The sequence below is a fragment of the Gaoshiqia sediminis genome (assembly GCF_025907915.1).
GTDB lineage: Bacteria > Bacteroidota > Bacteroidia > Bacteroidales > Prolixibacteraceae > Gaoshiqia > Gaoshiqia sediminis.
This window is the reverse complement of sequence record NZ_JAPAAF010000047.1, coordinates 1-25355: the sequence shown is the minus strand read 5'-3', so window position 1 is coordinate 25355 and position 25355 is coordinate 1. Positions and strand designations below refer to the sequence as shown.

Sequence of the window (25355 nt, the reverse complement as noted above, 5' to 3'; positions counted from 1 at the left end):
TTCGGCACGTTCTTCAAAACTGAGATTTGGGTTTTGATACGGATATTGTTGGGCCGATAAATTCCCTACAAATAAGGAAATCACCATCAATATGACTGTTCCTTTTAAACTGAAAGATTTTAATAACTTCATAAACAATGAATAAAAAGTTAGTTAATCGGTTTTAAACTGGCCGCAAAACCTCCGCGACGGAGCATTTTCACCTCAATTTCTGAATTTTTGTCGACAACCAAGTAGCGTGTCGCGAATTCTGTATCGTAATTGCCGTCGGCAATCAATGTGAGCTGGTATTTTTTCCCTTCAGGCAGAAAATTGAATTTCAAGGTTTTGCTTTTATCCCTGCGTATTTCGGAATTGATGCCTCCAACGTACCAATTGTCGCCTTTGCGACGGACTATCACCACATCTTTTCCGGGATATCCATCCACAAACTTGGTGTCATCCCAAGCGTTGGGCACTTCGCGCAAGAAGTTTTTAGCGGCATCGGGCAAGTTGTAGTAGCCCTCGGGGCGGTCGGCCAAATGCTGCATGCCTGACTCGAACAACACGCTCAGCGCCAACTCGTGACCGTACGAGGTGATGTGCGGGTGCTGCGAGTTGGTGAAGGTTACAGGCGTATAGTCCATGGCACCCACCACATTGCGGGTAAATGGAAGGATTGTGTTGTGCTCAGGCGCAGTGGTGGTGAGCTCGGGGCCGTTGTTGTACCACTCGGCACCGCGAACGCCTTCGTAGGTCATCAGGTGCGGATAGGTGCGTGCCCAGCCACGTGGCACCAGGCAACCGTGGAAGTAAACCATGATTTCGAATTTGGCGGCATCCTCCAAAATATCGAGGTAATAGTTAATCATGTCCTGTTTTTCGCTTTCAAAGAAGTCCACTTTCACGCCGTAGATGCCCATTTTCTTCAATTTGGCAAACTCTTCCATTCGGTTTTCGTGGGTCAACATGCGGTCTTTGGGCGTAGCATTCACCCAAGTATGTTCGCCACCCGAGTTGTACCAAATGAGCGGTTTCACGCCAATAGAATGAATGTATTTTAGCGCATCGTCGAGGTTTCCGCCATCGGTCATCGCATCCCACTCCCAGTCGAGCAAGGTGTAGGACCAGCCCATCGACGCGGCCAAATCGGCAAAGGCGCAAACGGTTTTGTAGCTGCGGGTTCCGTGGTTGTCGGACCAATAGTTCCATGATGCTTTCCCGGGTTGAATCCAATCGGTTTTTGCAAGGGTCGATGGTGCCGAAACATCGTCAACCAGTGTCGACTCAACAATGTCGGCAAGCGTTCCCACGATGATCACCCGCCAGGGTGATTTCCATGGAAGCGTGATGGTTGGCTGCACTTCGCCTTTTTCGCGACCGTTCCATTTGTCGGGGAAGGTGAGTTTGTATTTGGTTTTTTCGCCAAAGTTAGTGAGTTTGGTTCCGCAATAGGTGCGGTTCAAATCAGCTTCGTGAATCAGGTACCAACAAGCTTTGTCGGGCGTGTTGAAAAGGGCCGGGTAACCCCAGTCTTTCTGTTCGTTGCCGTCTTTTAAGGTACTGTACAGTCCTTCGTTCGCCGGGTTGAATTTGGTGAGCCAGCGCATGGTACTGTCGGGCACGGAATAGGCCGTAAATTCGTCTTTCACCACAAAGGTTCCCTCTTTTTCGGGGAATTCATAGCGGAAAGTCACGCCATCGTTGTACGCCCTGATAATGAGGTTCATCTTGGCTTTCAACGGATTTTCGAACGAAACCACCACTTCGTTGGCCTGGTTGCTGCACTGGCTGCGCTTTCCATGAATGACTGTGTAATGTTCGCGCACCAAGGTTGGTTTTCCGGCTTTCAGGAATATGAGATCTTTTGAAAAATCCTGATCATCCCGCTCCAGTCCCAGTTCAATTCGTGGAATGATTTCTGAAACCCGGCTATCCTTGTGGTAATTGACCTGCAAATACCACTCGCCTGCATTGACCTGCTGGTCATTGTATAGATTTGCACTAATCTTTTGGTTGGGGGAAGTAACCGTCAACTTCTGAGAGACTGCAGAAAGAGCGATTAGCAGAAAGAGCGCGGTAAGTAGTTTTGTTTTCATTTTAGTTCTATGGTTCATGAATGATCCCTGATCTACATCTCTTTAAACAGAAGTTGCACAAAATTGTACAAGTTATCTTTCCACACGTTGAAATCGTGGTAACCTTCGGGAACCATGTCGAAACCTTGAGGAGCTTGTTTGGCCGGGCCTTGCGAATAACCAGTCAGGCCAAACAGCAAAATGAAGATAGCAGAAAGAACGATTTGTTTCATAATGGGTTTAAGTTAGTTATACCGGAATACTTGAAAAACTGACCACTTAGGCTGTTCATCGTAAAATTAGGGCATTAACGTATCGATGAATATCAATTTTAGATATATGATTTTAAAGTTTGGATAATTAAACAACTGATGTTCATTTTACAAATGAAATATCCGTAAGTGCACGGGGGGGGTACCTCGGGCAAACTTCTTTCAACTAAAAAAAAGCGATTGCAAAGCGTTGCAAAAACCTAAGTGATCTTTAGCCAACGCCTACGCCTGATATGCAGAAACAAGGGTTTATCGCGAATCGGAAAGTCCTGAATCGTAACAGGAGAATGAAAACCCTTGGAGGTTAGCTTTTCGGATTCATAACCTTCCGGCTTCAAATCCTTTTCTTCCAAATATACATGCACCTGATTGTTTGTAACTTCATGGTCAACCAGAAGGAAAAATTCAAATAGTTCTTCCAGTAAAATCAGTCGGATTAGTGAACTTTATTGATCGTTTTGTGTCGTCATTTTCATTCGTAAAAGTCAAACACAAAACTCTCAATTTAATTTATTCCCCCACAAGTTTTTATAGTGATCCCATTTTCTTCAAAAACTACTCCTGAAAATTATGATTTCATTCAAGGTGCACTCCTGCCGGTAATCTGTAATTCTAACTTCATCTATTATAATTCAACCAAGTGATTCTTTTCTCCAAGGGCTGCTTTCCGCACCAACGACTGGATGGTTTCTTCACTTACCAATTTATTAATCGCATCCCGGATGGGAGCATATTGTTCATGCAAAGGGCACGGTTTGTCCGAGCTGCACTGCTTCAACCCAAATCCGCACCCATTAAAAATATGTCCGCCCTCGGTTGCTAAAATGAGTTCTTTCAGTGCCAATTCCGGCTTTTCGGGGTCAAAATAGAAACCACCGCCAATCCCTTTCACTGAGATGATAAAACCCAAGCGGACAAGGCGTTGCAGGACTTTAGCTGTGAAGGGCCGCGGTGCTTCAATTTCACGGGCAATTTCCATAATTCCAGGGCGCCTGTTCCGGTCGTTCTGCTGCTGGATGTACACCAGGCTTCTCAAAGCATATTCTGTTTCCTTGTTAAACACGTTCCAGATTATTTATAAAATCAGTAAAAAATTCAGATCGAATAAGTTAACCGTCACTATACCTGCAACAAAAATAGAGAAAAGGAACAAGACAACCAAAGGACCTTTTTGTCCTTTTGTAATTATTTACTACTTTTATCCCGAATTTTAAATCATACTATCCATGCAAACCGATTTAACAGACAAAAGAAGCATCGGCCAAATTGTAGCTGATGATTTCAGAGCAGCCGCTATATTCAAGCAAGCCGGTATCGATTTTTGCTGCGGAGGCAATAAAAGTATTACAGAAGCTTGTCAAGAAAAAAGACTGAATCCCCGACACCTTGTTGAGCAACTGAATGAACTAGCTATTACATCAGCATCGGCTACCCATGATTTTAAAAACTGGAACCTGGGCTTCTTGGCTGATTACATTGTAAATACCCACCACCAGTATGTGCAAAATAACTTGCCTGACCTGCTCTTCTACACCCAAAAAATTGCAGCAGTACATGGCGATAATCACCCCGAATTGCGTGTTGTGGAAGATTTGTTCTGTAAAATCAACCAGGAGCTTACCCAGCATCTGAAACAAGAAGAAGAGTTGCTTTTCCCTGCTATCAAAGAAGCTTTGGCCAGCAACAGCGCCGAAGCCAAAGCCATCATCATCTCAGAAATTAGCAGAATGACCGGCGAACACGAATTTGCGGGAAGCGCCATGGATAAAATCAACGAAATCACACAGGGCTATTCCCTGCCCCAGGATGCCTGCAACACGTACCGGGTAGCTTTTAAGCAACTTGAAGCATTTGAAGATGATCTGCACGTCCATGTTCACCTCGAAAACAATATTCTGTTCCCCAAAGCATTAAACCTGACAAAATAAGACACCATGCATACAGCAACACAAAATCTGGAAAACGACCATGTACATATCCTACGTTTAACCTACATCATGGAGGCCATGGCCGAGAAAGGCAGCACCAATGCCGATCATTTTGATGAAGTAGTGAGCCTGATCCGCAATTTTGCCGATGGACTTCACCATGCCAAAGAAGAAGACTTACTTTTCCCGATGATGGGCGAAAAAGGATTTTCGCCCGAGCAAGGTCCCGTTGCCGTAATGCTTCACGAGCATATACAAGGGCGAAACTATGTTAGCGGAATGATTGAGGGTATTGCCCAATTTCGTGCTGGCAACACCGAGGCAGTGAATAACATTTACGCCAACATGCAGGGATATGCCATTCTGCTTCAAAACCACATTTCGAAGGAAAACAACATTCTCTTCCGAATGGCCGACCAGGTAATCAGTCCGGCTGAACAACAAATGCTGCTCGACCAGTTTGCCGAAGTGGAAAACAAAGCCATCCCGGGTTATAATGCCGAAAATTCGATTGCAAAAATCGACCTTTTAGCCTCTGAATATTTACAATAATAATTCACCATCAAAAATTAAAGATAAAAGCTATGATCATTCATTCTGTAAAAGAAACCCAAACCGTGGAAACCCCACACAAAGTTGATGTGCGCAAACTTTATGACCACGACAACGCCCAGGTTATGCATATAAGTCTGGAGCCGGGAGAATCACTGAAGCCACACATCACCCCGGTTGATGTATTTTTTTATATTCTGGAAGGGACACCAGAAGTACGAGTGGGAGACGAAACCTTAACCGTTGAAAAAGACAGTCTGGTAGAAAGTCCTAAAAATATTATCCATTGCCTGGCCAATAATTCAGCTAGTCCTGCACGGATTCTGGTTGTGAAATCCCCAAAACCGACCTCGCAATCAAGATTACTTTAAGTGATGATAGTGACGAAAACCCTGATGCGGATGGTTGAGTTCTTTGGTGCCGATGTCCGTAGAATTAATCATGCCCTGAAAGTTCACAGTTTTGCCAGACTAATAGCAAATCAGGAGAATATAACCGGCACAGAGCTGAATATAATTGAACTGTCGGCTATTTTGCACGATATCGGTATTCCTGCAGCAGTGCAAAAATATCAATCGAGTGCCGGTAAATACCAGGAAATTGAAGGCCCGCCTATTGCCCGCGAAATGCTGATGCATCTGGGGGCCTCGCCCGAAACCATCTACCGGATTTGCTATTTGATCGGAAACCACCACTCGTACACAAAAATCGACGGCATTGATTTTCAAATTCTGGTGGAAGCTGATTTTTTGGTGAATATTTTTGAGGACAAGATGAATGCAGCCACCGTATCAGTGATTCGTCAGAAATACTTCAAAACAAGAACCGGAGTCAGACTCCTAGAACAGATTTATATGCCAGAAAAATAGACTTCAGATCTGAATCAAATTTATGCGAACAATTATCCGGATATTCGGGAAAACTTACCTTGGGAAAACTCATCTTACTCAAATGTCGCCCACGTAAAGCACCCGTAACTGATAATTTCGGGCAGGAGATTCGCCAACAACACGGATGTGATAGATACCAGACCTTTCCCCTGTAAAATCGAAATACATCCAACGCTCACCGGGTTGTGTGTAGGAAACTTTCACCATGCGTCCCAACATGTCGTACACGCCCACTTCAGTAGGTTGAACAGGCTCTTCAAACTTCACATACAAGCGCTGCCCTGCCTGCAACGGATTGGGGTATGCCTTGGCAGCCAGGGTTGCCTGCTTGGGGTTTGGATCCAAATCGGCAGAATCCAGCCCGCAAACCATCACTTCCATCAAAATGGATGAACCTTCGGCAGTCCCGCTTTTATCGGGGTAAGGGTACCACACATTATCGTCTTTGATGAAAAAGGAGTTTTTCGGGTCAACAATTCTTTTCGCCAGAAAAACAGCCAATGAATCTGTGGCACGAAACTGATCAATGGAATAAGCGACAAAAAATTCCCCGCTGGTTTTTACTGGCTCATGAAATGAAAGGTAATTCATCACTCCCTGTTCCAAATCGCGCAGGTAATATTCCTGAGCATACAGCAGATTGCCAGGCCTCTCTCCCCCATCATACACTTCAACCGCAACTTTTGAATTGGCTGCCCTGCTGTCGAAATCCACCATGGCTACACCAAGTGAGATTCCGGATAGCTCACACTCAGAGTTAAAACGAAACTGTTCGGCAAATGCACTAAACCCGTAAGCATTGCTGCCCCCCCAATAACCTTTAAACTGGTCCCCGTCCGCAATCCGAAGATTTTCATGGGTGTCTTCATCGGTAAAATTGGTGAAAGGCCCACACAAATCTTTTCCGGTAAACGGAGCATAGCCATCCAGAAAACCTATTTTACTTTCCAGCGGGTCGAGCCAGGCTTTCAGCTGTCGGCCAGAATCCGGGTAATAATCCCAGGCCATGCTAAATCTGGCAAAATAATCGTTGTAGGGTTGTTCGCAAGTAGCTGCCCCACCGGTGAGAGAACCCACCATGCGCATATTTTGGTCAATCAGCGGGGCCCCCGACGAACCTCCTTCCGTAGTTCCTCTTTCCCAGTTGGCAACCATAAAAAACCCGTTTCGCAGATAGTCTGAACTGTACGTCCGGATAAATGGCCGATCATCATCAATGGCAATTTTTTTAATATCGCCAAGCGGATGGTGCACACAAACGGTTGAATCGGGGATATCGGTATGATTACTCCAACCAAGATAATACGGCCGGTATATTTGGGGGGGACTGACTGTCAGTTCAACCAAACTAAAATCAAGACTATCAGACTCTGCTCGCAGCAAACTTCCACTAAGTGTATTATTTACCTCCCCGTCAATATTTCCGCAATAGGGCGATTCGTAATTAAACAGAAAGACCGATTCCGATGCTTCGGTGTTATCCTCAATGCAGTGCGCTGCCGTATAAACATAGGGGGTACCATCCTGCCGGGCATTGTTAAGCAAGGTTCCGGTACACAAATCGGTACCGCTAACCAGCACCCGGCAAACACTGTTGGAAGCCAGTTTATAGGCACTTGTAAAATCGCAGTTTACATTTACGTTGCAGCTCCCCGACTCGCCCAACGGCCGCCGTTCATTGCCTACCGCCTTGAGGCCAATATAATCGTGGTTGATTGACTTAACAGACAAATCGCCAAAAAATTGAGCATGAACAGGTTCCTCATATTGAATAACCAGCCGGTCGCCCGCTACAGGCGCGGTGGCTAATTTGCCGCTGGCTTTGTTATTGGTCGAAGTGAATGCACCGATTACGTCGCTTTTGTCAGCCGAGTATAGAAACAGTCTGGCCCCGTCGGGCAAATGAAAACGGTCGAAAATAACGTTCAGCGATTTAGCGCCCGGTGATGTTATGCGCAATTGCCATACCCGAAAACCTTGCATCTCATACCAGTTTCCGGAATTCATTGGATTCAGGCTGACCGGGATAGCATGGGCAAAACGAAACGGTTTGAGCTGGTTTCCCGACAGATCTGCAGGTCGTTCTGCTGCCACTTTCTCTACCGGCACGATAAGTTCAACCTCATCGTTCACTACAACTGATTTAAGGTGATTAATTTCCAGCGGTGAGCCACCCTGCGAAAGCTGACCCCGGGCATTTATGACCAAGGTAAAAAACAGTAAAGAAAATATCAGTTTTCTGTTCATGCGTCATTGTTCCATGGATTCAAAAATAGGCAAAATAGCCTCCCGTTCAGCCAATTGTTCACTTTTTACCACGAAAGTTGATAATTTTGGAAAAAAGTAAGCCCATGAAGGTTTTGGTAATGTACATAAAAGAATTTAGTTATCAACCGGCAACAAAAAATCTGGACTTGGCGGAGGAGGTGACAGGAGGAGCTAAATTTGAAGAAGCTATTTTGGCCTTTATTCAAGCCGAAGAAAAAGATGAAGAAAAAGAAGTTGGCTCGCGTGAAAAAAAACTGGTGAACCACCTGAAATGGACCGCCCGAAAGAACAACACCAAACGAGTGATCCTGCATTCGTTCGCCCACTTGTCCGACTCGAAAGCCTCGGTCCAGTTTACCCAAAGCCTTTTCGACCTGGCTGAACAACGCCTGCAAAATGCCGGTTTCGAAACGGCCCAAACGCCTTTCGGCTACTTCCTCGATTTAAAAATTGACGCACCAGGTTTTTCCCTGGCGCGCATCTGGGCAGATTTGTGATGAAGCTGGTGAACTTTCATACCCATTTGCCACTGAGCAACAATCAAACCGGGTTGATCAACCATCCGGTGCAGCTTGATTTTTTGCCCAAACCAGGCCAATATTATTCGGCTGGACTGCATCCTTGGGATATTCCGGATGAAGGCAGCAACGAATTACTCAAACAACTAGCCCGATTGGCCAACCATTCGCAGGTGCTGGCCATCGGCGAATGCGGGCTTGACCGCTCCATTGAAACGCCCATAGACTTGCAGCAAGCTATCTTCGCCCAACAAATTGAGCTGGCCGAAAAACTGCACAAACCGCTTATCATTCACGCCGTGCGGACATACTCCGACCTGTTACAGCTAAAAAAATCGAGCCGGTCAACCGTGCCCTGGATTTTGCATGGCTACAGCGGTAACGCAGAAACAACCCGCCAGCTCATCAAACAAGGTTTCTTTTTCTCCTTTGGCGCTGCACTATTAAAAAGTCAGACCAAATTAAACCAGTCGTTGCTGCTGGTTCCATCCGACCGGCTATTTTTCGAAACCGACGAAAGCACGGTAAATATTGAAAGTATTTATATTTTTGCCGCTTCTTTATTCGGGAAGACAGTCAACGAGCTGCAGTCCACCGTATTTGAAAATTTTCAGCGCATAATTAAACGATGAAGAACTGGCAGGAACGCACCGCCCTGATGCTGGGCAAAACCAAAATGGAAAAATTAAAGCACGCCCACGTATTGGTCGTTGGACTTGGCGGGGTTGGCGCTTATGCCGCCGAACAACTTTGCCGGGCGGGAATTGGCAAATTGACGATAGTTGACGGCGATGTGGTGGAAATGACCAACCGCAACCGCCAGCTTCCGGCGTTGATTAGCAACCAAGGCCAGTCGAAAGCTGAAATTATGGGTCAGCGTTTCCGAGACATTAATCCGGACATTGAGCTTCACGTTATCAACGAATATCTGAAAGACGAGCGCATGATCGAAGTGCTGGAGGAAGCCCGTTACGATTATGTAGTGGATGCGATTGATACCCTTTCGCCCAAGGTTTTTCTGATTTATCACAGCAAACAACTGGGGCTTCCTATTGTCAGCTCGATGGGGGCAGGAGGAAAACTTGATCCGTCTTTGGTGCAGGTGAGCGACATTGCCAAATCATTCAATTGCAAACTGGCCCGCATGTTACGAAAAAGGCTTTACAAACTGGGCATCCGAAAAGGGGTGAAAGTGGTTTTCTCGCCCGAGGAAGTCGAAAAAGAACGGGTGAAGCTGGAGGAAGGGCAGAACAAGAAATCCACGGTCGGCACCATCTCGTACATGCCGCCGCTCTTCGGATGCTTCTGTTCGTCGGTAGTTATCCGCGATTTGCTGGAAAAATGATGTCCGTGGCACTGGATTTGGTAATTTTGTCCGAAACAAAAAGCATTCGCCATGAAAACAAAACCAACCCTTCTTTTGATCCTCGTGAGCGCCAGCCTGCTGATCCAATCCTGTTCAACCCCAAAAAACATCATCAGCCTGGAGCCCGACCGTGAACCGGATAAATGGCTGTTCGGACAGGCTTTTGTCAGCGATTCAATTTTTGGGATTCATTATGAAGTCGGCTTCGACCGGCTAGAAAACAACCGTTACCAGTTTGACTTCCACATCACCAATCGTTCAAACATGCCCATTCTGATCGATCCGGCATCTTTCTATTGCCTGCCCTGCGACAGCTCCATGGAACCGTTAACGGAAAACGGGGTGAACGCAATCGATCCCGAAATTGAAATTCTGGAAATAGATAAACATCTTTCGCGCAATGAAGCCCGGCAAAAAAACCAGTTTGGAGTGGCCGTGGCGGCTGTCAGCGTTGGTGTTGCCGCTGCCATCATCACCCATACCGATGACAACCCCAACAACGACCACTTGGCCCATGATATTTCGGGAGATTTGGTGGATGATGTTCGCATCTCGGATATGGAAAGCGAATTCGAGGCTTTCGACCTGAACGAACTACGCCATACATGGTCCAACTCCACCATCCGAAAAACCACGCTCGACAGCAATTATGCCATGTACGGAAAGGTGCTTTTCCCCGCGTTCCCGCAGGCAGCATTTCTCCAAATCTTTCTACCGGTAGATGACGAACTGATTCAATTCACCTTCAAACAACTCCAGCTTCCGGCGCAATAATTTGATGAGATAGTTGTCATCATGGTTACAGGAAGATAGTTTAGTAACATTCACACCATCCGCGATCGCCATCTGATCACCATCGTGCTTAACTCGGCTTGATCGCTTTCGCGTACCAGGTTCGATTGGTATTTGTGATCGGTCAAATGTTCGGTGGTCACCGCCAGCTGATCGCCTGCCAGGCCTTCTTTCAGGTAGTTGATTTCAACCGATGCAGGTTCGTGCTCATTCAAAAAATCAATCCCATAATGATCGAGTACCCGTTCCAGCGCTTTCACACTGTTGAAATGTTTGTTCACGTCCAAATCACTGAAAAGAACAGGAACATATTGAAGTTGGCTGGTACTTTTTTTAGGGCGGATACGTTTGGGTTCGCGGCAAACGCCCTTCCCGCTATACCGGGGGAAAGTGTCCTGGTGTTCCTTCAATAAAACAATTTTACGGCTTTCCGCATCCAGGATCAGCCAGGCAGTATTCGCACGCAATAACACTTCGTGCTTTTCGTTTTCAAGAACAAATTCGCGGTATGCATACACGCCATCCGTACCCGCCGACCAGGTATTCAGCGTAATCGTTTCCTGCCAGGCCGGATAATGCTCCACTTCAACATACATCCGCGACAGCACCCAAAGCATGTTCTGACTTTGCAGGTGATCGTATCCCCAGTCCATCACCTGCGCATGAGCCCAGGCGGCCTCAAGCATAAACTGAAACAGCGAGCAAACCGAGGCTTTCCCGTAATGGTTGGTCTGATAGGATTGAACCGCGATTTGCGTGGTAAATTTCTCCATGAGTTCGGCTTTTTATTTAAACCTTTCGACAAAATTATTGTTCAGCTTTGAAAATAAAGAAGCTTTCACGACTTTTGCGAAAATTTTTTTTCATGAGCGAGATCATTATTAAGACAGCAGAACAAATTGAAGGAATCAGGCAAAGCAGCCAACTGGCAGGCAAAGCGCTGGTTATGATTGCAGAACACGTAAAAGCCGGGGTGAATACCGAGTACCTGGACAAACTGATTGACGAATTCATACGCGATCATGGTGCCATACCTGCCACCCTGGGCTATAGCGGTTACCCAAAGTCATGCTGTATTTCGCTTAATGAAGTAGTCTGCCACGGAATTCCCGCTCCCGATATCATCCTGAAAGAAGGCGACATCCTGAACATTGACGTGACAACCATTCTGAACGGCTACTATGGCGACACCAGCAAAATGTTTACGGTGGGTGAAGTTTCAGACAAGGCCGCACAGATCATTCAAGTGGCCAAACATTGTCTCGACCTGGGAATCCAACAGGTTCGGCCCGGAAACCAATTTGGCAACATCGGCTTTGTAATCGGCCGCTATGCCAAAGCTCATAAATACAGCGTGGTGTATGAGTTTTGCGGCCATGGCGTAGGACTCGAATTTCACGAAGCGCCACAGGTTGACCACATTGCCCGTCGCAACTCGGGCGCAGTAATGCAGCCGGGCATGACCTTCACCATTGAACCGATGATTAACGAAGGGAAAGCCACCACCCGCGTGGACAAGTATGACGGATGGACAGCACGCACCAGCGACGGCAAGCTTTCGGCCCAGTTTGAGCATACCGTTTTAGTAACTGAAGATGGGGTGGAAGTTCTCACCGACGTGACCGGCGAATACAACCGATAGCATTATCTGGCGCCAAAGTGGTTGCCGGTTTGTTTAAATGGCGTATTTTAGCCTAAGATTTGACCAGGTAAACCAAATCACCCAACCTGGTCGTTTTACCCGATACGCTGTGAACCCAATTATTCGTTATATCAATAAGGTGGTGCTGAGCGCCGACATTGCTGCCTATCCCCGCATGGAGGATAAGAAAAAGAGCATTTTGCTCCACCTGTTCTTCATTTTTTATTTCCTGGTTGTTTCCGGCTTCGTCGTTTTCAACTTGGTAACCGATAATATTCCGTTCCTGATTGCCAATTGTTTGGGCTTCGTATGCGGATTTATTCTGTTTTACCTCTACCGGATCAGGAAATTACTTCACGTGGTAACCAGCATTTTTATCGTTACCCTGACGATATTGGTTACTTTTTTCATCCAAACCGGAGGGATCAAAAACACGGCCCTGGTTTTTGCCTTGCTCCTTCCCCTGCCTGTCATCCTGCTGCTCGGAAAGCATTGGGGCCTGTTTACTCTCGTTGCCTTTTTAGCGGTCAACACCCTTGGATTTTATTTTTTTCACGACGAAACTTGGTTCCCACAATACAATTTGACGATGATGGGCCGCACCGGCTTGGTATTTTTGTTGATTTCGCTGACCGCCTATTCCAACGAATACGTTTTTGAACTGTTGTACCTCCGGCTCGAAAAACTATCCGATTCACTAAAAATCAGCCAGCAAGGCTATAAAAACCTGGCCATGAACAAAGAGCGCTTTGTATCGATGGTTTCGAACAACCTGGGCGACCATATCGGAAGTTTTGCCGCCATTGCCAACCTGCTGAAAGAGGACTATTTTGAGCTAACCGACCAGCAACGCATGGAACTAATCCGGAGCCTGGCCAACATTTCGCAACAAAATTTTAAGCTGCTGCAGGATTTAATGAAATGGTCAACCGTGCAAAGCGAATTAATCCCTTTTTCGCCCAAACCGATCAAACTGGAAAAGGTTTACCGCGATGTGATTGAACTCTTCCATCCGATGATCGAAGAAAAGAACTTGTCTTTTTTCTTAAAAATGAAAAGCAACTCGGAGGTATTTGCCGATGAGGATATGGTGGGCGCCATCCTGCGAAACCTGGTATCCAATGCGATCAAGTTTTCCCACTCCGGCGGTGAAGTAAAGATCTCGGCAGTTGAAAATGGCGATCGCATGGTGGTTACGGTTACCGACAACGGCGCTGGCATGTCGCGCGAAACGCTGATGCGGATCAATTCAAAAATCCCCTTTTCGGCGGCCGGGGCCATTCCGGAAACCGGCTCAGGTATTGGCCTGATCCTGACCAGGGAATTCCTGCAAAAAAACCATGGCGAGCTGCACATCGAAAGCCAGGTTGGCTCGGGCACGGAAGTTTCGTTCACCCTTCCGCTGGCAGAATAAGTTTCAACAGAAAGCAACATCCGGTAATCAATTACCAATCAATCAGCATAAACCATCAGTTGTCAATTGTGCTAAGAATCGTATTTTTGCCCCTATGAGAGGACTCGGTACCAGCCTGCTACTACTATTATTGATCCTGCTGGCAGCAGGTCAACTGCTTGCACAGAGCAACAATGCCACTGTTTTTGGCCGGGTTACCGACAATAATGGACAGGCAATTGACCTGGTCAATGTTTCGCTGAAAGGATTCCCCATCGGCACAGTCACCAACAAGAAAGGCGAGTATCTGCTGCGTATTCCTGCCCGACGCCAGGTAACGCTGGTCTTCTCCATCGTTGGTTATGAAACCATGCAGCAGGAATTGAAAGCCGGTGAGGAACAACGCCTGGAGCTGAACATTTCCCTTCAGGAAAGCACCGAACAGTTGGATGAAGTAAAAGTCACCCGGCACCGAAGAGCACAAAGCAACATGACCCGCATCGATCCGTCGTTTACCAACAACCTGCCCCATGCGACTTCCAACGGCGTAGAAGCGCTGATAAAAACCCTGCCCGGCGTTTCGTCCAACAATGAACTAAGCTCGCAATATTCCGTTCGCGGTGGAAATTTCGATGAAAACCTCGTGTATGTAAATGACATTGAAATTTACCGTCCGTTTTTGGTCCGTTCGGGACAACAGGAAGGGCTGAGTTTTATCAACGCCGACCTGGTTTCGTCCATTGAGTTTTCGGCCGGGGGCTTCGATGCAAAATACGGCGACAAAATGGCTTCAGTGCTCGACATCAGCTACCGCCACCCTACCGCTTTCAACGGATCGGCTTCAGCCAGCTTGCTTGGCGGCTCTGTACATGTAGAGGATGTCAGCAAAAATGAAAGGCTCAGTTTTCTGGGCGGCCTTCGTTACAAAACCAACAGTTACCTGCTGAATAGCTTGGATGAAACCGGCGAATACGATCCAAAATTCACCGACATGCAGGTTTATCTAACCTATCAGTTTTCAGACCACCTTGAAGTGTCGTTTCTGGGCAACCTGGCCAGAAACCAATACCATTTCATTCCCCAAACACGTGAAACCGCTTTCGGAACCTGGCAACAGCCACTCCGCGCAAAAATTTATTTTGACGGACAGGAAAAAGACCGGTTCGACACCCAACTGGGAGCACTGGCCGCCAACTTCCACCCGAATAATCAGCTAAACATCAAATTGATTGCCTCGGCTTTTCATACCCGCGAAGAAGTTAACTATGACATATTGGGTCAATACTATCTCAACGAGCTAGAACGCGACCTGGCGTCGGAAGCATTTGGCGACAGCGTGCTGAACCTGGGCGTTGGCAGTTTCCTCAACCATGCCCGCAACAAGTTGGATGCACGTGTTTTCAACCTGGAACACAAAGGAGCCTGGAACACGGAAAAACACCTGCTAAACTGGGGTGTGAAAGTTCAGCTTGAAAAAATACACGATCAACTGAATGAATGGGAATTACGCGATTCAACCGGCTATTCCCTGCCCTACTCCGAACAGGAGGTACTGCTGTACCGAACCGTCTTCACCAACAACCGGATGAACTCCACCCGGGCCAGCGCCCATATACAGGATACTTATGCCCTGCCGGTGACTAACGGAGACCTTTACCTGACTGCCGGACTGCGCGCCCATTACTGGGATTATTCCAACGAATGGCTGGTAAGTCCGCGTGCATCCGTTAGTTATTACCCCGGTTGGGAAAAGCAGTTTGTCTTCCGGCTTTCGGGAGGAAGCTATCAGCAACCGGCATTTTTTAAGGAACTGAAGGACCGCGACGGCAACATTTACACCAATGTAAAAGCCCAGAAATCGGCCCAGGTCTTACTGGGGGCCGACTATCTTTTCCAGGCTTGGGACCGGCCTTTCAAGCTAAGCTCGGAACTGTACTACAAACATTTTTCACGTCTGGTGCCTTATCAGGTCGAGAATGTCCAGATCCGCTACCTGGCCAACCAACAGGCCACCGGTTATGCAGCCGGTTTCGATGTAAAGGTGAATGGCGAATTCGTGAGTGGCATCCAATCGTGGGCCAGCGTTTCATTGCTGCAAACCAAAGAAAATATTATCGGGGACGGACATGGCTGGATTCCGCGACCAACTGACCAATGGCTGAACATCAGCCTGTTTTTTCAGGACTATTTCCCCGGAAACCCATCGTGGAAAATGCACCTGGCGGCCTTTTACGGATCGCGCCTTCCAACCGGCCCGCCCAACTCCGAGCGTTATCAGGACATCTTTCGCATGCCGCCATACCGTCGGATCGATTTGGGTATTTCAAAAGTGTTGATTGGCTCCAACAGTCATTTTAAGCCGCAAAGTTTATTCACCCATATCAACGATATGTGGTTGAGCCTGGAAGTGCTGAACCTGTTGGGAATTAACAATACCGTTTCGTATTTTTGGGCAAGCAGTAATTATGGCGACCTGTATGCTGTTCCCAATTACCTGACTGACCGGAAACTAAATCTCAGTTTAACTGTAAAATTTTAACCGTATGGAGCTGCCCTTCTTTCAAGTTGATGCTTTTGCTGAAAAACTGTTTAAAGGCAATCCGGCCGCCGTCGTGCCGCTGGAAAATTGGTTGGACGACGAGCTGATGCAGGCCATCGCCATGGAAAACAATTTGTCAGAAACGGCCTTTTTTGTCCCCTCGAAACTGGGCTTCGAAATCCGTTGGTTCACCCCTAAATCCGAAGTGAAGTTATGTGGTCACGCCACGCTGGCAACAGCCCACGTTATTTTTGAGGAAGCAAATTACCCAAAGGATGAAATCACCTTTGGCAGCAAAAGCGGCCTGCTGCAGGTAAAAAAGACCGGCAATTTATTGCAGCTCAATTTCCCGGCCGACAAGCTTTCGCCGGTTGATGCGCCAAACCAGATCATCAAAGCCCTGGGAAAGCTTCCCGAAGCTTGCTTCAAGGGCAAAACCGACTACCTGCTGTTGTATCAAACAGAAAAAGAAATCCGGGAGATGAACCCGAACTTTTCAGCCTTAGCCAAAGCGGATGCACGCGGAATTATCGTAACAGCACCGGGCGAGCAGGTGGACTTTGTAAGTCGCTTCTTTGCGCCGAAAGTAGGTATAAATGAAGATCCGGTAACAGGCTCGGCCCACACCTCGCTGACGCCTTTCTGGGCCAAACGCCTCGGCAAAACTGAGTTTAAGGCCTACCAGCTGTCCCAGCGTGGTGGCGAATTAATTTGTACCCTGCAAGATGACCGGGTGCTGATTGCCGGCAAAACCAAAACTTACTTGCGCGGAGAGATCTTCATCTGATGGACAACTACCATATAGGCTGATCAATCGCTGAATGAAAACCGAAATCCAGTTTATAGTGTCGTTACAAATTCATTTTCCAAAGAAACTGAATGAGCTTTTAATTATCGGTTGACAACAGTTCGATCCATCTTTCCGTAAGAATTAGTTTGAACCTGAAGGTTTAAGCAATTGTTTCTCAATTTACAGGAAAAAATTCAATATGGAAACCCACCGGCACACCAATGAACTGATTCATGAAACATCGCCGTATTTGCTGCAACACGCCCATAATCCGGTAAATTGGATGCCTTGGGGAGAGGAGGCCCTTCAGCAAGCCAAGGCCGAAAATAAGTTGCTGCTCATCAGCATTGGGTATGCGGCCTGCCACTGGTGCCACGTCATGGAACACGAGTCATTTGAAGACGAACTGGTAGCCGAAATCATGAACCGGAATTTTGTGTGCATCAAGGTTGACCGGGAAGAACGGCCGGATGTGGATCAAATTTACATGACAGCAGTCCAGCTAATGACCGAACGCGGAGGCTGGCCGCTGAACGCCGTGGCGCTTCCGGATGGACGCCCCATTTGGGGAGGAACCTACTTCCCGAAAGAATCGTGGGTAAACGCCCTCCAACAACTTGCCGGATACCACCGGCAACATCCCGATAAAACAACAGAATATGCCCAACGCTTAATGCACGGAATTGAGCAAAGTGTCCTCCTGCCAATCAGTCGCGAAAACCGTAAACCTGGACTGGAAGAAATTAAGATGGTCGTACGTTCGTGGCAAACGGATTTTGATTGGGAAGAAGGTGGCAGCCAGGGAGCGCCAAAGTTTATGATGCCCGGCAACCTGCTCTTTTTACTTCGGTGGGCGCATCAGCAAGAGGATGGCAGGGTGGAGGCCTTCGTAGAAACCACTCTCAACAAGATGGCCATGGGGGGAATTTACGACCAACTGGGTGGCGGCTTTGCGCGCTATTCCACCGATACCGTTTGGCGGGTGCCCCACTTTGAGAAAATGCTTTACGACAACGGGCAACTGCTCAGTTTGTATTCCCGGGCATTTCAGAAATTTCAATACCCCCTGTACCGCGAACTTGTTGGTGAAACAATTGGCTGGCTGAAACGCGAGATGCTTTCTCCCGAAAACGGCTTCTATTCCTCACTTGACGCTGATAGTGAAGGCGAAGAAGGCAAGTTCTACGTTTGGCAGAAAGCAGACTTACAGAAGCTACTTTGCAAAGATTCCGATTTGTTTGCAGCCTATTTTAATGTCAATTCAACTGGCTACTGGGAAGACGGCAATTACATTTTACTGCGCCGGAAAAGTGATGCGGCATTTGCCGAACAGCACGATTTATCACTCAATCAATTAAAAGATAAAGTAAAACAGTGGAAAACCAAGCTACTGGCCGTGCGCGAAGAACGGGAACACCCGGCCCTGGATGATAAAATCCTGACCTCGTGGAACGCGCTGGTGATTACCGGATTGACCGATGCGTACAAAGCTTTGGGTGAACCGGAGTACCTGGAGCTGGCAACAAAAAACGCTGATTTTGTAACTAAAAAACTGATGTCCGAAAGCGGGACCCTACACCATTCCTATAAAAACGGAAGTAGTAAAGTAGATGGTTTTCTGGAAGATTATGCGTTGTTTATCCAAGCCTTGGTCGCCTTGTTTGAAGTTACTGCTGATGCCGCCTTTTTGCAGCGGGCCGAACAACTCACGGAAACTACCTTCAAACAGTTCTTTGACCCGGGGAAAGGTATTTTCTATTTCAGTCCGGCTGGCAAAACCGACCTGATTACCCGTAGCGTGGAAGTATATGACAACGTAATTCCTTCGTCCAACTCGGTAATGGCCAACAACCTCTTCCAACTGGGTCATCTTTTAGGAAAGCCAGGTTACCTGGAAGTTGCTGAAAAAATGCTTGAAAAAGTCGGTGAAAGTGCGGCTCAATTTCCATCCGGGCATTCCAACTGGCTGAACCTGGCCCTGAGTTTTTCGGACGACCAGTTTGAAGTGGCCATAACCGGCCCCGAGGCGATCCGTTTTGGGCGGGAGCTGCAAACCAACTATATGCCCAACTGCTTGTTTTGCATGGGCGAAACAGAAAATTTACCCCTGCTGAAAAACCGGGTAAATAAAGGGAAAACACAAATTTATGTATGCCAAAACCAAGCTTGCCAGCTCCCGGTTGAAACGCCAGGGCAAGCGTTGAAGCTGATTTGCGGAAAATAGAGTATTAATCGTCTTCCAAAATATTTTTCACCCGCCCAACCTCACCTGTTTCCAGGCGCACTTTAATTCCGTGCGGATGCATAGGCGACTTAGTGAGGATTTGCGCCACATACCCCTCTGTCAGTTCCCCGGTTCGCTGATCCTGTTTTTGAACAATTTCCACATGGCTTTCAATTTTCACATTCGATCGTTTCCTTCCGTCCATTTTTTTAATTTTTAGGCGATGAAAGTAGCAACTATTCTGGTAAATGAAAAATCAAAAGCCTGTCAGCAGTCATTCCCGATGACAGGATAAAAACGAATTCTGCCCACTCCCAAATAACACAAGAGGCTGCCCTTTTGGACAGCCTCCTCCTATTTTATAAACAGGTATTTCCTATTCTGCGAATCTCGCTTTCAGGTACTCGCGGTTCAGACGGGCAATGTTGGTGATAGAAATGTTTTTCGGACATTCCACTTCGCAGGCGCCGGTGTTTGTACAGCCGCCAAAGCCCAGTTCGTCCATTTTGGCCACCATCGCTTTTGCACGACGTTTTGCTTCAACACGTCCCTGCGGCAACAAGGCCAGCTGGCTCACTTTTGCCGAAACAAACAACATCGCTGACGAGTTTTTACAAGCTGCCACACATGCGCCGCACCCGATGCAAGAGGCTGAATCCATCGATTCATCAGCATCTATTTTCGAGATAGGGATGGCGTTGGCATCGGGGACACCACCAGTGCTCACCGAAACGTAGCCCCCGGCTGCAATAATCTTGTCAAATGCATTACGATCAACGATCAAATCCTTGATAACGGGAAATGCAGCAGCACGCCATGGTTCGATGGTTACGGTTTCGCCATCTTTAAATTTACGCATGTGCAACTGGCAGGTGGTTACATCGTCATCAGGCCCATGCGGACGGCCATTGATATACAGCGAACACATCCCACAAATACCTTCACGGCAGTCGTGGTCAAAAGCCACCGGTTCTTTATTTTCGTTGATGAGCTGCTCGTTCAAAATGTCCATCATTTCCAGGAACGAGCTGTCGGTTGAGATGTTGTTAACCTTGTAGGTTTCAAAACGGCCTTTCTCTTTGGGGCCATTCTGACGCCATATTTTTAATGTGAGATTTATTGTTTTTTCCATGATTGATCTCCTTTTAAAAAGCCATTACTTGTAATTACGTTGAACCATTTTCACGCTCTCGTAAACCAGGTTTTCTTTATGAAGTACCGGTTCTGCATCGTCACCTTTGTATTGCCAACAAGAAACGAACGCAAATTTATCATCCTGACGCAGAGCCTCACCCTCGCCGGTTTGATATTCCTCGCGGAAGTGTCCACCGCAAGATTCTTCGCGGTTCAACGCATCGCGGGCCATCAGGTCGCCAATTTCAATAAAATCGGCCAACCGGTTGGCTTTTTCCAATTCGATATTCATTCCTTTGATATCGCCGGGGATACGCACATTGCTCCAGAACTCCTTCTTGATTTCGGCAATACGTTCAATGGCATGCTGAAGCCCCTTTTTGTTGCGGCCCATGCCTACGAAGTCCCACATCACCAGACCAAGTTCTTTGTGCAAACTGTCAACCGAGCGGTTCCCCTTGATGCTCATCAGTTTTTCGAAGCGGCTTTTTACGGCCTTTTCTGCTTCAACGAATTCCTTTTCTTCCGTACTCATGCGCGGTGTGCGGATATCGTCGGCCAGGTAATTCTGAATGGTGTATGGCAATACGAAATAGCCATCAGCCAGTCCCTGCATCAGGGCCGAAGCACCAAGTCGGTTGGCGCCGTGATCGGAGAAGTTGGCCTCACCGGCAGCAAACAAACCGGGAATAGTCGTTTGCAGTTCATAATCAACCCAAATGCCACCCATGGTGTAGTGAATGGCCGGATAGATCATCATCGGGGTTTCGTATGGATTTTCGTCAACGATTTTTTCGTACATCTGGAACAAGTTGCCGTAGCGGGCTTCAATCACATTTTTGCCCAAGCGTTCAATCGACGATTTGAAATCGAGGTAAACAGCCAGGCCTGTGCCTACTCCATATCCGGCGTCGCAACGTTCTTTGGCAGCACGCGAGGCCACGTCGCGCGGAACCAGGTTGCCAAAAGCCGGGTAGCGACGCTCCAGGTAATAGTCGCGATCTTCCTCTGCGATTTGGGTTGGTTTCAATTTTCCGGCACGAATTGCTTCGGCATCTTCTTTCTTGGCAGGCACCCAAATCCGTCCGTCGTTACGTAACGACTCCGACATCAGGGTCAGCTTACTCTGGAACTCACCGTGAACCGGAATACAAGTTGGGTGAATCTGGGCCATACACGGATTCGCAAAGAAAGCTCCTTTGTGGAAAGCTTTCACGGCAGCCGATCCGTTTGATCCCATCGCATTGGTTGACAAGAAGAATGCATTTCCATATCCCCCGGTTGCCAATACGACAGCATGTCCGAAATGACGCTGCAATTCACCGGTTACCAAGTCGCGGGCAATGATACCACGGGCTTTTCCATCGACAATAACAATGTCAACCAATTCGGTACGCGTGTACATTTTTACGGTTCCGGCATTTACCTGCCGCATCAGAGCCTGGTAAGCGCCCAGCAACAACTGCTGTCCGGTTTGTCCTTTAGCATAGAAAGTACGGCTTACCTGAGCTCCGCCAAACGACCGGTTGTCGAGCAAACCACCGTACTCGCGGGCAAAAGGAACACCTTGTGCCACACACTGGTCGATAATACTGTTGCTCACCTCAGCCAAACGGTACACATTGGCTTCACGGGCACGGTAGTCACCTCCTTTGATGGTATCGTAAAACAAACGGAAAACCGAGTCTCCATCGTTCGGGTAGTTTTTAGCAGCATTGATACCACCCTGTGCAGCAATTGAGTGCGCACGACGGGGCGAATCCTGGATAGTAAAGTTTTTTACATTGAAACCCATTTCACCCAGCGAAGCAGCAGCCGAAGCACCTGCCAAACCGGTACCAACAATAATGACATCCAATTTTCGCTTGTTGGCCGGGTTCACCAGTTTTTGGTGATCTTTATAATTTGTCCACTTCTGGGCTAAAGGCCCTTCGGGTATTCTTGCATTTAATACGCTCATAATTCAATTTCTTTTCGATTAAAATTTAATCAGGAAATACAACGGAATAATAGAGAAACCTAAGGCTACCATTACGGCAAAGATTTTACCGACAAACTGAAGGCGAGCCAGCCATACCTTGTTGGCCAGTCCCAAAGTTTGGAACGATGACCAGAAACCATGGCCCAGGTGAAGGCCCAATAAGATTCCACCAAGAATGTAAATAATGCCGTAAACAGCACTGTTGATAAACAAATCCGAAACAAGTGCATAGGTATTTTCCATGTGCTCACCATTCACCAGCACATGTTCCAGCAGCGGATCGCCGGAAACCTTTATCTTCCAGAAGAAGTTCATGATGTGAAGCACCAGAAAAACCAACACCAACGCGCCCAAGATCAACATATTGCGCGAAGCCCAGGTACTTGAATAAGAAGCATTGGACTGGGCATAACCTACTGGCCGGGCTTTATAGTTCTGATAACTAAGAAGAAATGACCAGATGATATGGATAATAAATCCAAGGCCAAGTAAGGGTTCCATGACTTTGATCAAGGGGTTGGTTGCCATAAAATGTGCACCCTGGTTAAACAGATTGCCACTGTCATCAAAAATCAACAATAAGTTGATTCCCAAATGCACGCAAATGAACATCATCAGAAACAAACCTGATATGCTCATAATAAACTTCCTTCCGATAGAGGCAGTCAGAAAATTGCTCATAGGATAACTGATTTATATTAGTACATTAATAAATTATTGTTGCAAAAAGCTCAACAAAAGTAGGTCTAAGCGACTTTTCAACCAATAAAAGCCGTTCTAAAATAGGTAATTTAAAATGTTTCTAAGCATGTTTTACCAGCAAATAAATCACCAAGCTGGTTTCCAAACCATTAACTGAAATTAACTTGTAAAATTTCTGTTAACAGTCCGAATCTCTCCCTTCCCGATTGGAAGTCACCAACTCCAAAAAAGCAGAAAGAAACGGTAATTTTTAAAAATGATCCTTTATTTTGAATAAACCAGCTTTTTCCTATTTTTGCAGGGCTTTTAGAAACCGACTATTGCTACGGAAAATTAAAAGTAATGATGGTTCCATAGTTCAACGGATAGAACGACAGTTTCCTAAACTGTAAATCCGGGTTCGATTCCCGGTGGAACTACTTTAAAACCATTAACTTAACAACAAGAAGCAGGCATAACGCACCCCATCCATCATTCGACATTCATCAATCAACATTACTAAGGCGCTTCCTTTGCCTTTCCGAGGGACAAACATTGTGTTTAATAAAAGGTTTCTGTAAGCTTTCTCTAAGCTTATTATGTATTAACTTAGGGAAATCTTAGTGAATATTTAGTTATTCTTTATTTAAACAGCAAACATGGCACGAACGAAAGGTATAGGAGGACTACAGCTAAGCGGTAAGCTGGGTAACCTGGTTTTTGTTCCTTATGGCGACGAAACCATTGTTCGCATGGCCCCCGAAAAGCGGAAAAGCGACAGTTGGAGCCAAAAGCAACAAGAACATCGACGGCGGTTTTATGGGGTGAATGTATTGTACCGAAAGGTGAAACAGGAATTTGTAGAGCCGATCTGGAAGCGTTCGGCCACGAAAAAGCTTACCGGCTACAACTTGTTTATCAAGGCCAACCTGCCGGCCTTCGGCGAATTCGGGCAACTGGTTGACCAAAGCCTGCTTCATTTTTCCTGCGGGCCGCTGCCCCTGCCCAAAAATCTATCTGCCAAGCGATCGGGAGATCAGCCCTCGGAGGTACATATTAGGTGGAACCCCCGTTGTTTCACACAACAGGAAGCAGCCGACGACGAGCTCTGCCTGGTATTGCTGGGCGATCCGTATGAGGCGAGGCTCGTTGGCTGCGGAGTGGGCCGGGGAGCCGGCGCCTACACCCTTCACCTTAACGAACAGCAAGCACAGGAACACCCGGCGCTTTTCCTCTTCTTCCGGCGTAACGATGCTTCGTACTACTCGGACGATAAATTTTTCCGGCTCTGAGGTTTGGGTAAAGCATTTTGGTCGGTTGAGGGTGTCCAAAAAGTTTTTGGGCACTCTTTTTTTTGTTCTAAGTTTTATGTTTTCTGCAATTATTGTTATATTTAAAGCATTGGACGACAAAGCAATATGGCAAATATAACATTCAAATCATACGATCAGGGACAAGGGGTTTTATTCCCTCAAAGTATTGATAGTATGATAGCAGAAGAAAGTCCGGTATGGTTGATTAACCAGATCGTTAATGAACTGGATTTATCAGGTATCGATTTCGGATATAAAGGAGGGGGATGTAGCGGGTACCATCCCCGAATGCTTTTAAAAGTGCTGTTTTAAGCTTATTTGAACCGTTACACGTTTGTGTGGCGTAAATCGGTAGAGAAAAACAGGGAAAAACTGGAATCAAAAATCAGGGGGATACTTTCACAAATAGACGAAGGGATCGCCCAGGACAATCAGCCGGATAATGAGCCGCCAACACCCATTAACAGCAAAGAACTGAGAGAACGTATTAATGCCATAAACAGGGAGAATAAGAGCAGGGAGGAATTGAAACAAATCAAAGCCCTTGAAGAAAAACACCTTCCAAAGTTAGAAGAATACGAAGATAAACTAGAAAAGCTTGGCACCCGAAACAGTTACAGCAAAACCGATGAAGATGCTACTTTTATGCGGATGAAAGAAGACCACATGGGAAATGGCCAGCTCAAACCTGCCTACAACCAACAAATAGGGACTGAAAACCAATTTATTACCCATTACGATTTTTTTCCTAATCCAACAGATACGCTTACACTGATGCCTTTCTTAGAAGGTTTTGAAGAAAATTATGAAGAACTTCCGGATAAAGTCTGCGCCGATTCGGGTTATGGAAGTGAAGAAAATTACAAATACATGGAAGACAATAAAATAGAAGCCTACGTAAAATACAATTACTTCCATAAAGAACAGAAACGCTCGTTTAAAAACAACCCATTCATACAAGAAAACCTGTATTACAATGCAGAACAAGATTATTTTGTATGCCCGATGGGACAGC

General features: G+C 46.7%; 25 protein-coding genes and 1 tRNA gene. 16 read left to right on the top strand and 10 right to left on the bottom strand.

The features are described from left to right. Positions 1–149: 149 nt before the first annotated feature. The 4 genes from N2K84_RS18435 to N2K84_RS18425 all read right to left on the bottom strand — a co-directional run bounded on the left by N2K84_RS18435 (position 150) and on the right by N2K84_RS18425 (position 3392). A complete protein-coding gene (locus tag N2K84_RS18435) occupies positions 150–2078 on the bottom strand; it encodes a glycoside hydrolase family 97 protein (RefSeq protein WP_282593309.1) in 1929 nt (642 codons plus the stop codon). A 32-nt stretch (positions 2079–2110) separates the two neighbouring features. Next, positions 2111–2290: a hypothetical protein gene (locus tag N2K84_RS18430; protein WP_282593308.1), complete on the bottom strand. Its 180-nt coding sequence runs from the start codon at positions 2288–2290 to the stop codon at positions 2111–2113. Between the two features lie 239 nt (positions 2291–2529). Further along, entirely contained in the window at positions 2530–2757 is a 228-nt protein-coding gene (locus N2K84_RS20595) for an ISAon1 family transposase N-terminal region protein (RefSeq protein WP_428222001.1), read from the bottom strand. A 197-nt stretch (positions 2758–2954) separates the two neighbouring features. Beyond that, on the bottom strand, positions 2955–3392 hold the full coding sequence (locus tag N2K84_RS18425) for an RrF2 family transcriptional regulator (protein WP_282593307.1): 438 nt from the start codon (positions 3390–3392) through the stop codon (positions 2955–2957). A 163-nt stretch (positions 3393–3555) separates the two neighbouring features. Here N2K84_RS18425 and ric point away from each other — a divergent pair, with 163 nt between their 5' ends. From ric to N2K84_RS18405, 4 genes are read left to right on the top strand one after another with little or no spacing between them, the layout of a single operon-like run. Next, the gene (gene ric, locus N2K84_RS18420) at positions 3556–4257 is read left to right on the top strand and encodes an iron-sulfur cluster repair di-iron protein (protein ID WP_282593306.1); all 702 of its coding nucleotides are present in this window, start codon (positions 3556–3558) and stop codon (positions 4255–4257) included. A 6-nt stretch (positions 4258–4263) separates the two neighbouring features. After that, positions 4264–4809, top strand: a complete 546-nt coding sequence (locus tag N2K84_RS18415; RefSeq protein ID WP_282593305.1) for a hemerythrin domain-containing protein — start codon at positions 4264–4266, stop codon at positions 4807–4809. A 32-nt stretch (positions 4810–4841) separates the two neighbouring features. After that, positions 4842–5180, top strand: coding sequence for a cupin domain-containing protein (locus tag N2K84_RS18410; protein WP_282593304.1), 339 nt, complete (start codon positions 4842–4844; stop codon positions 5178–5180). Positions 5181–5183: 3 nt separating this feature from the next. Then, on the top strand, positions 5184–5678 hold the full coding sequence (locus tag N2K84_RS18405) for an HD domain-containing protein (RefSeq protein ID WP_282593303.1): 495 nt from the start codon (positions 5184–5186) through the stop codon (positions 5676–5678). Between the two features lie 78 nt (positions 5679–5756). Here the strand turns inward: N2K84_RS18405 and N2K84_RS18400 are convergent, their stop codons facing one another. Beyond that, positions 5757–7946, bottom strand: a complete 2190-nt coding sequence (locus tag N2K84_RS18400) for a trypsin-like peptidase domain-containing protein (protein ID WP_282593302.1) — start codon at positions 7944–7946, stop codon at positions 5757–5759. A 104-nt stretch (positions 7947–8050) separates the two neighbouring features. Here N2K84_RS18400 and N2K84_RS18395 point away from each other — a divergent pair, with 104 nt between their 5' ends. From N2K84_RS18395 to N2K84_RS18380, 4 genes are read left to right on the top strand one after another with little or no spacing between them, the layout of a single operon-like run. Beyond that, positions 8051–8464, top strand: coding sequence for a threonyl-tRNA synthetase editing domain-containing protein (locus tag N2K84_RS18395; protein WP_282593301.1), 414 nt, complete (start codon positions 8051–8053; stop codon positions 8462–8464). After that, complete coding sequence (locus N2K84_RS18390; RefSeq protein WP_282593300.1) at positions 8464–9117, top strand: TatD family hydrolase; 654 nt, start codon at positions 8464–8466, stop codon at positions 9115–9117. The genes N2K84_RS18395 and N2K84_RS18390 overlap by 1 nt, the downstream gene beginning before the upstream one ends. Beyond that, a complete protein-coding gene (locus tag N2K84_RS18385; RefSeq protein WP_282593299.1) occupies positions 9114–9830 on the top strand; it encodes a tRNA threonylcarbamoyladenosine dehydratase in 717 nt (238 codons plus the stop codon). The genes N2K84_RS18390 and N2K84_RS18385 overlap by 4 nt, the downstream gene beginning before the upstream one ends. Before the next feature lie 51 nt (positions 9831–9881). Beyond that, positions 9882–10625 carry a hypothetical protein gene (locus tag N2K84_RS18380; protein ID WP_282593298.1) on the top strand — a complete coding sequence of 248 codons (744 nt, stop codon included), beginning with the start codon at positions 9882–9884 and terminating at the stop codon, positions 10623–10625. 50 nt (positions 10626–10675) lie between these two features. On the opposite strand, the gene N2K84_RS18375 is transcribed toward N2K84_RS18380, so the two are convergent. Continuing rightward, on the bottom strand, positions 10676–11416 hold the full coding sequence (locus N2K84_RS18375) for an acyl-[acyl-carrier-protein] thioesterase (protein WP_282593297.1): 741 nt from the start codon (positions 11414–11416) through the stop codon (positions 10676–10678). A gap of 47 nt (positions 11417–11463) precedes the next feature. Here N2K84_RS18375 and map point away from each other — a divergent pair, with 47 nt between their 5' ends. The 5 genes from map to N2K84_RS18350 all read left to right on the top strand — a co-directional run bounded on the left by map (position 11464) and on the right by N2K84_RS18350 (position 19231). After that, positions 11464–12285 (top strand): type I methionyl aminopeptidase, encoded by an 822-nt coding sequence (gene map, locus N2K84_RS18370; protein WP_345894142.1) that lies wholly within the window; start codon positions 11464–11466, stop codon positions 12283–12285. A gap of 109 nt (positions 12286–12394) precedes the next feature. Further along, positions 12395–13699 (top strand): sensor histidine kinase, encoded by a 1305-nt coding sequence (locus N2K84_RS18365; protein WP_282593295.1) that lies wholly within the window; start codon positions 12395–12397, stop codon positions 13697–13699. A gap of 94 nt (positions 13700–13793) precedes the next feature. Further along, on the top strand, positions 13794–16217 hold the full coding sequence (locus N2K84_RS18360; protein WP_282593294.1) for a TonB-dependent receptor: 2424 nt from the start codon (positions 13794–13796) through the stop codon (positions 16215–16217). A gap of 4 nt (positions 16218–16221) precedes the next feature. After that, positions 16222–17004: a PhzF family phenazine biosynthesis protein gene (locus N2K84_RS18355; protein WP_282593293.1), complete on the top strand. Its 783-nt coding sequence runs from the start codon at positions 16222–16224 to the stop codon at positions 17002–17004. 202 nt (positions 17005–17206) lie between these two features. Then, complete coding sequence (locus N2K84_RS18350; protein ID WP_282593292.1) at positions 17207–19231, top strand: thioredoxin domain-containing protein; 2025 nt, start codon at positions 17207–17209, stop codon at positions 19229–19231. 4 nt (positions 19232–19235) lie between these two features. Here the strand turns inward: N2K84_RS18350 and N2K84_RS18345 are convergent, their stop codons facing one another. The 4 genes from N2K84_RS18345 to N2K84_RS18330 form a co-directional block, all read right to left on the bottom strand. Further along, entirely contained in the window at positions 19236–19436 is a 201-nt protein-coding gene (locus tag N2K84_RS18345; protein ID WP_282593291.1) for a YwbE family protein, read from the bottom strand. A gap of 171 nt (positions 19437–19607) precedes the next feature. Then, the gene (locus N2K84_RS18340) at positions 19608–20363 is read right to left on the bottom strand and encodes a succinate dehydrogenase/fumarate reductase iron-sulfur subunit (protein ID WP_282593290.1); all 756 of its coding nucleotides are present in this window, start codon (positions 20361–20363) and stop codon (positions 19608–19610) included. Between the two features lie 24 nt (positions 20364–20387). Then, a complete protein-coding gene (locus N2K84_RS18335; RefSeq protein WP_282593289.1) occupies positions 20388–22325 on the bottom strand; it encodes a fumarate reductase/succinate dehydrogenase flavoprotein subunit in 1938 nt (645 codons plus the stop codon). 18 nt (positions 22326–22343) lie between these two features. Continuing rightward, complete coding sequence (locus N2K84_RS18330) at positions 22344–23027, bottom strand: succinate dehydrogenase cytochrome b subunit (RefSeq protein ID WP_282593288.1); 684 nt, start codon at positions 23025–23027, stop codon at positions 22344–22346. Between the two features lie 368 nt (positions 23028–23395). On the opposite strand from N2K84_RS18330, the gene N2K84_RS18325 reads away from it, so the two are divergent. The 3 genes from N2K84_RS18325 to N2K84_RS18315 all read left to right on the top strand — a co-directional run. Then, positions 23396–23467: transfer RNA gene (locus N2K84_RS18325), tRNA-Arg, on the top strand. 219 nt (positions 23468–23686) lie between these two features. Continuing rightward, positions 23687–24319 carry a hypothetical protein gene (locus tag N2K84_RS18320; RefSeq protein WP_282593287.1) on the top strand — a complete coding sequence of 211 codons (633 nt, stop codon included), beginning with the start codon at positions 23687–23689 and terminating at the stop codon, positions 24317–24319. 339 nt (positions 24320–24658) lie between these two features. Then, positions 24659–25355: transposase (locus N2K84_RS18315; protein ID WP_282593286.1), on the top strand; the 697-nt coding region annotated here is incomplete at its 3' end.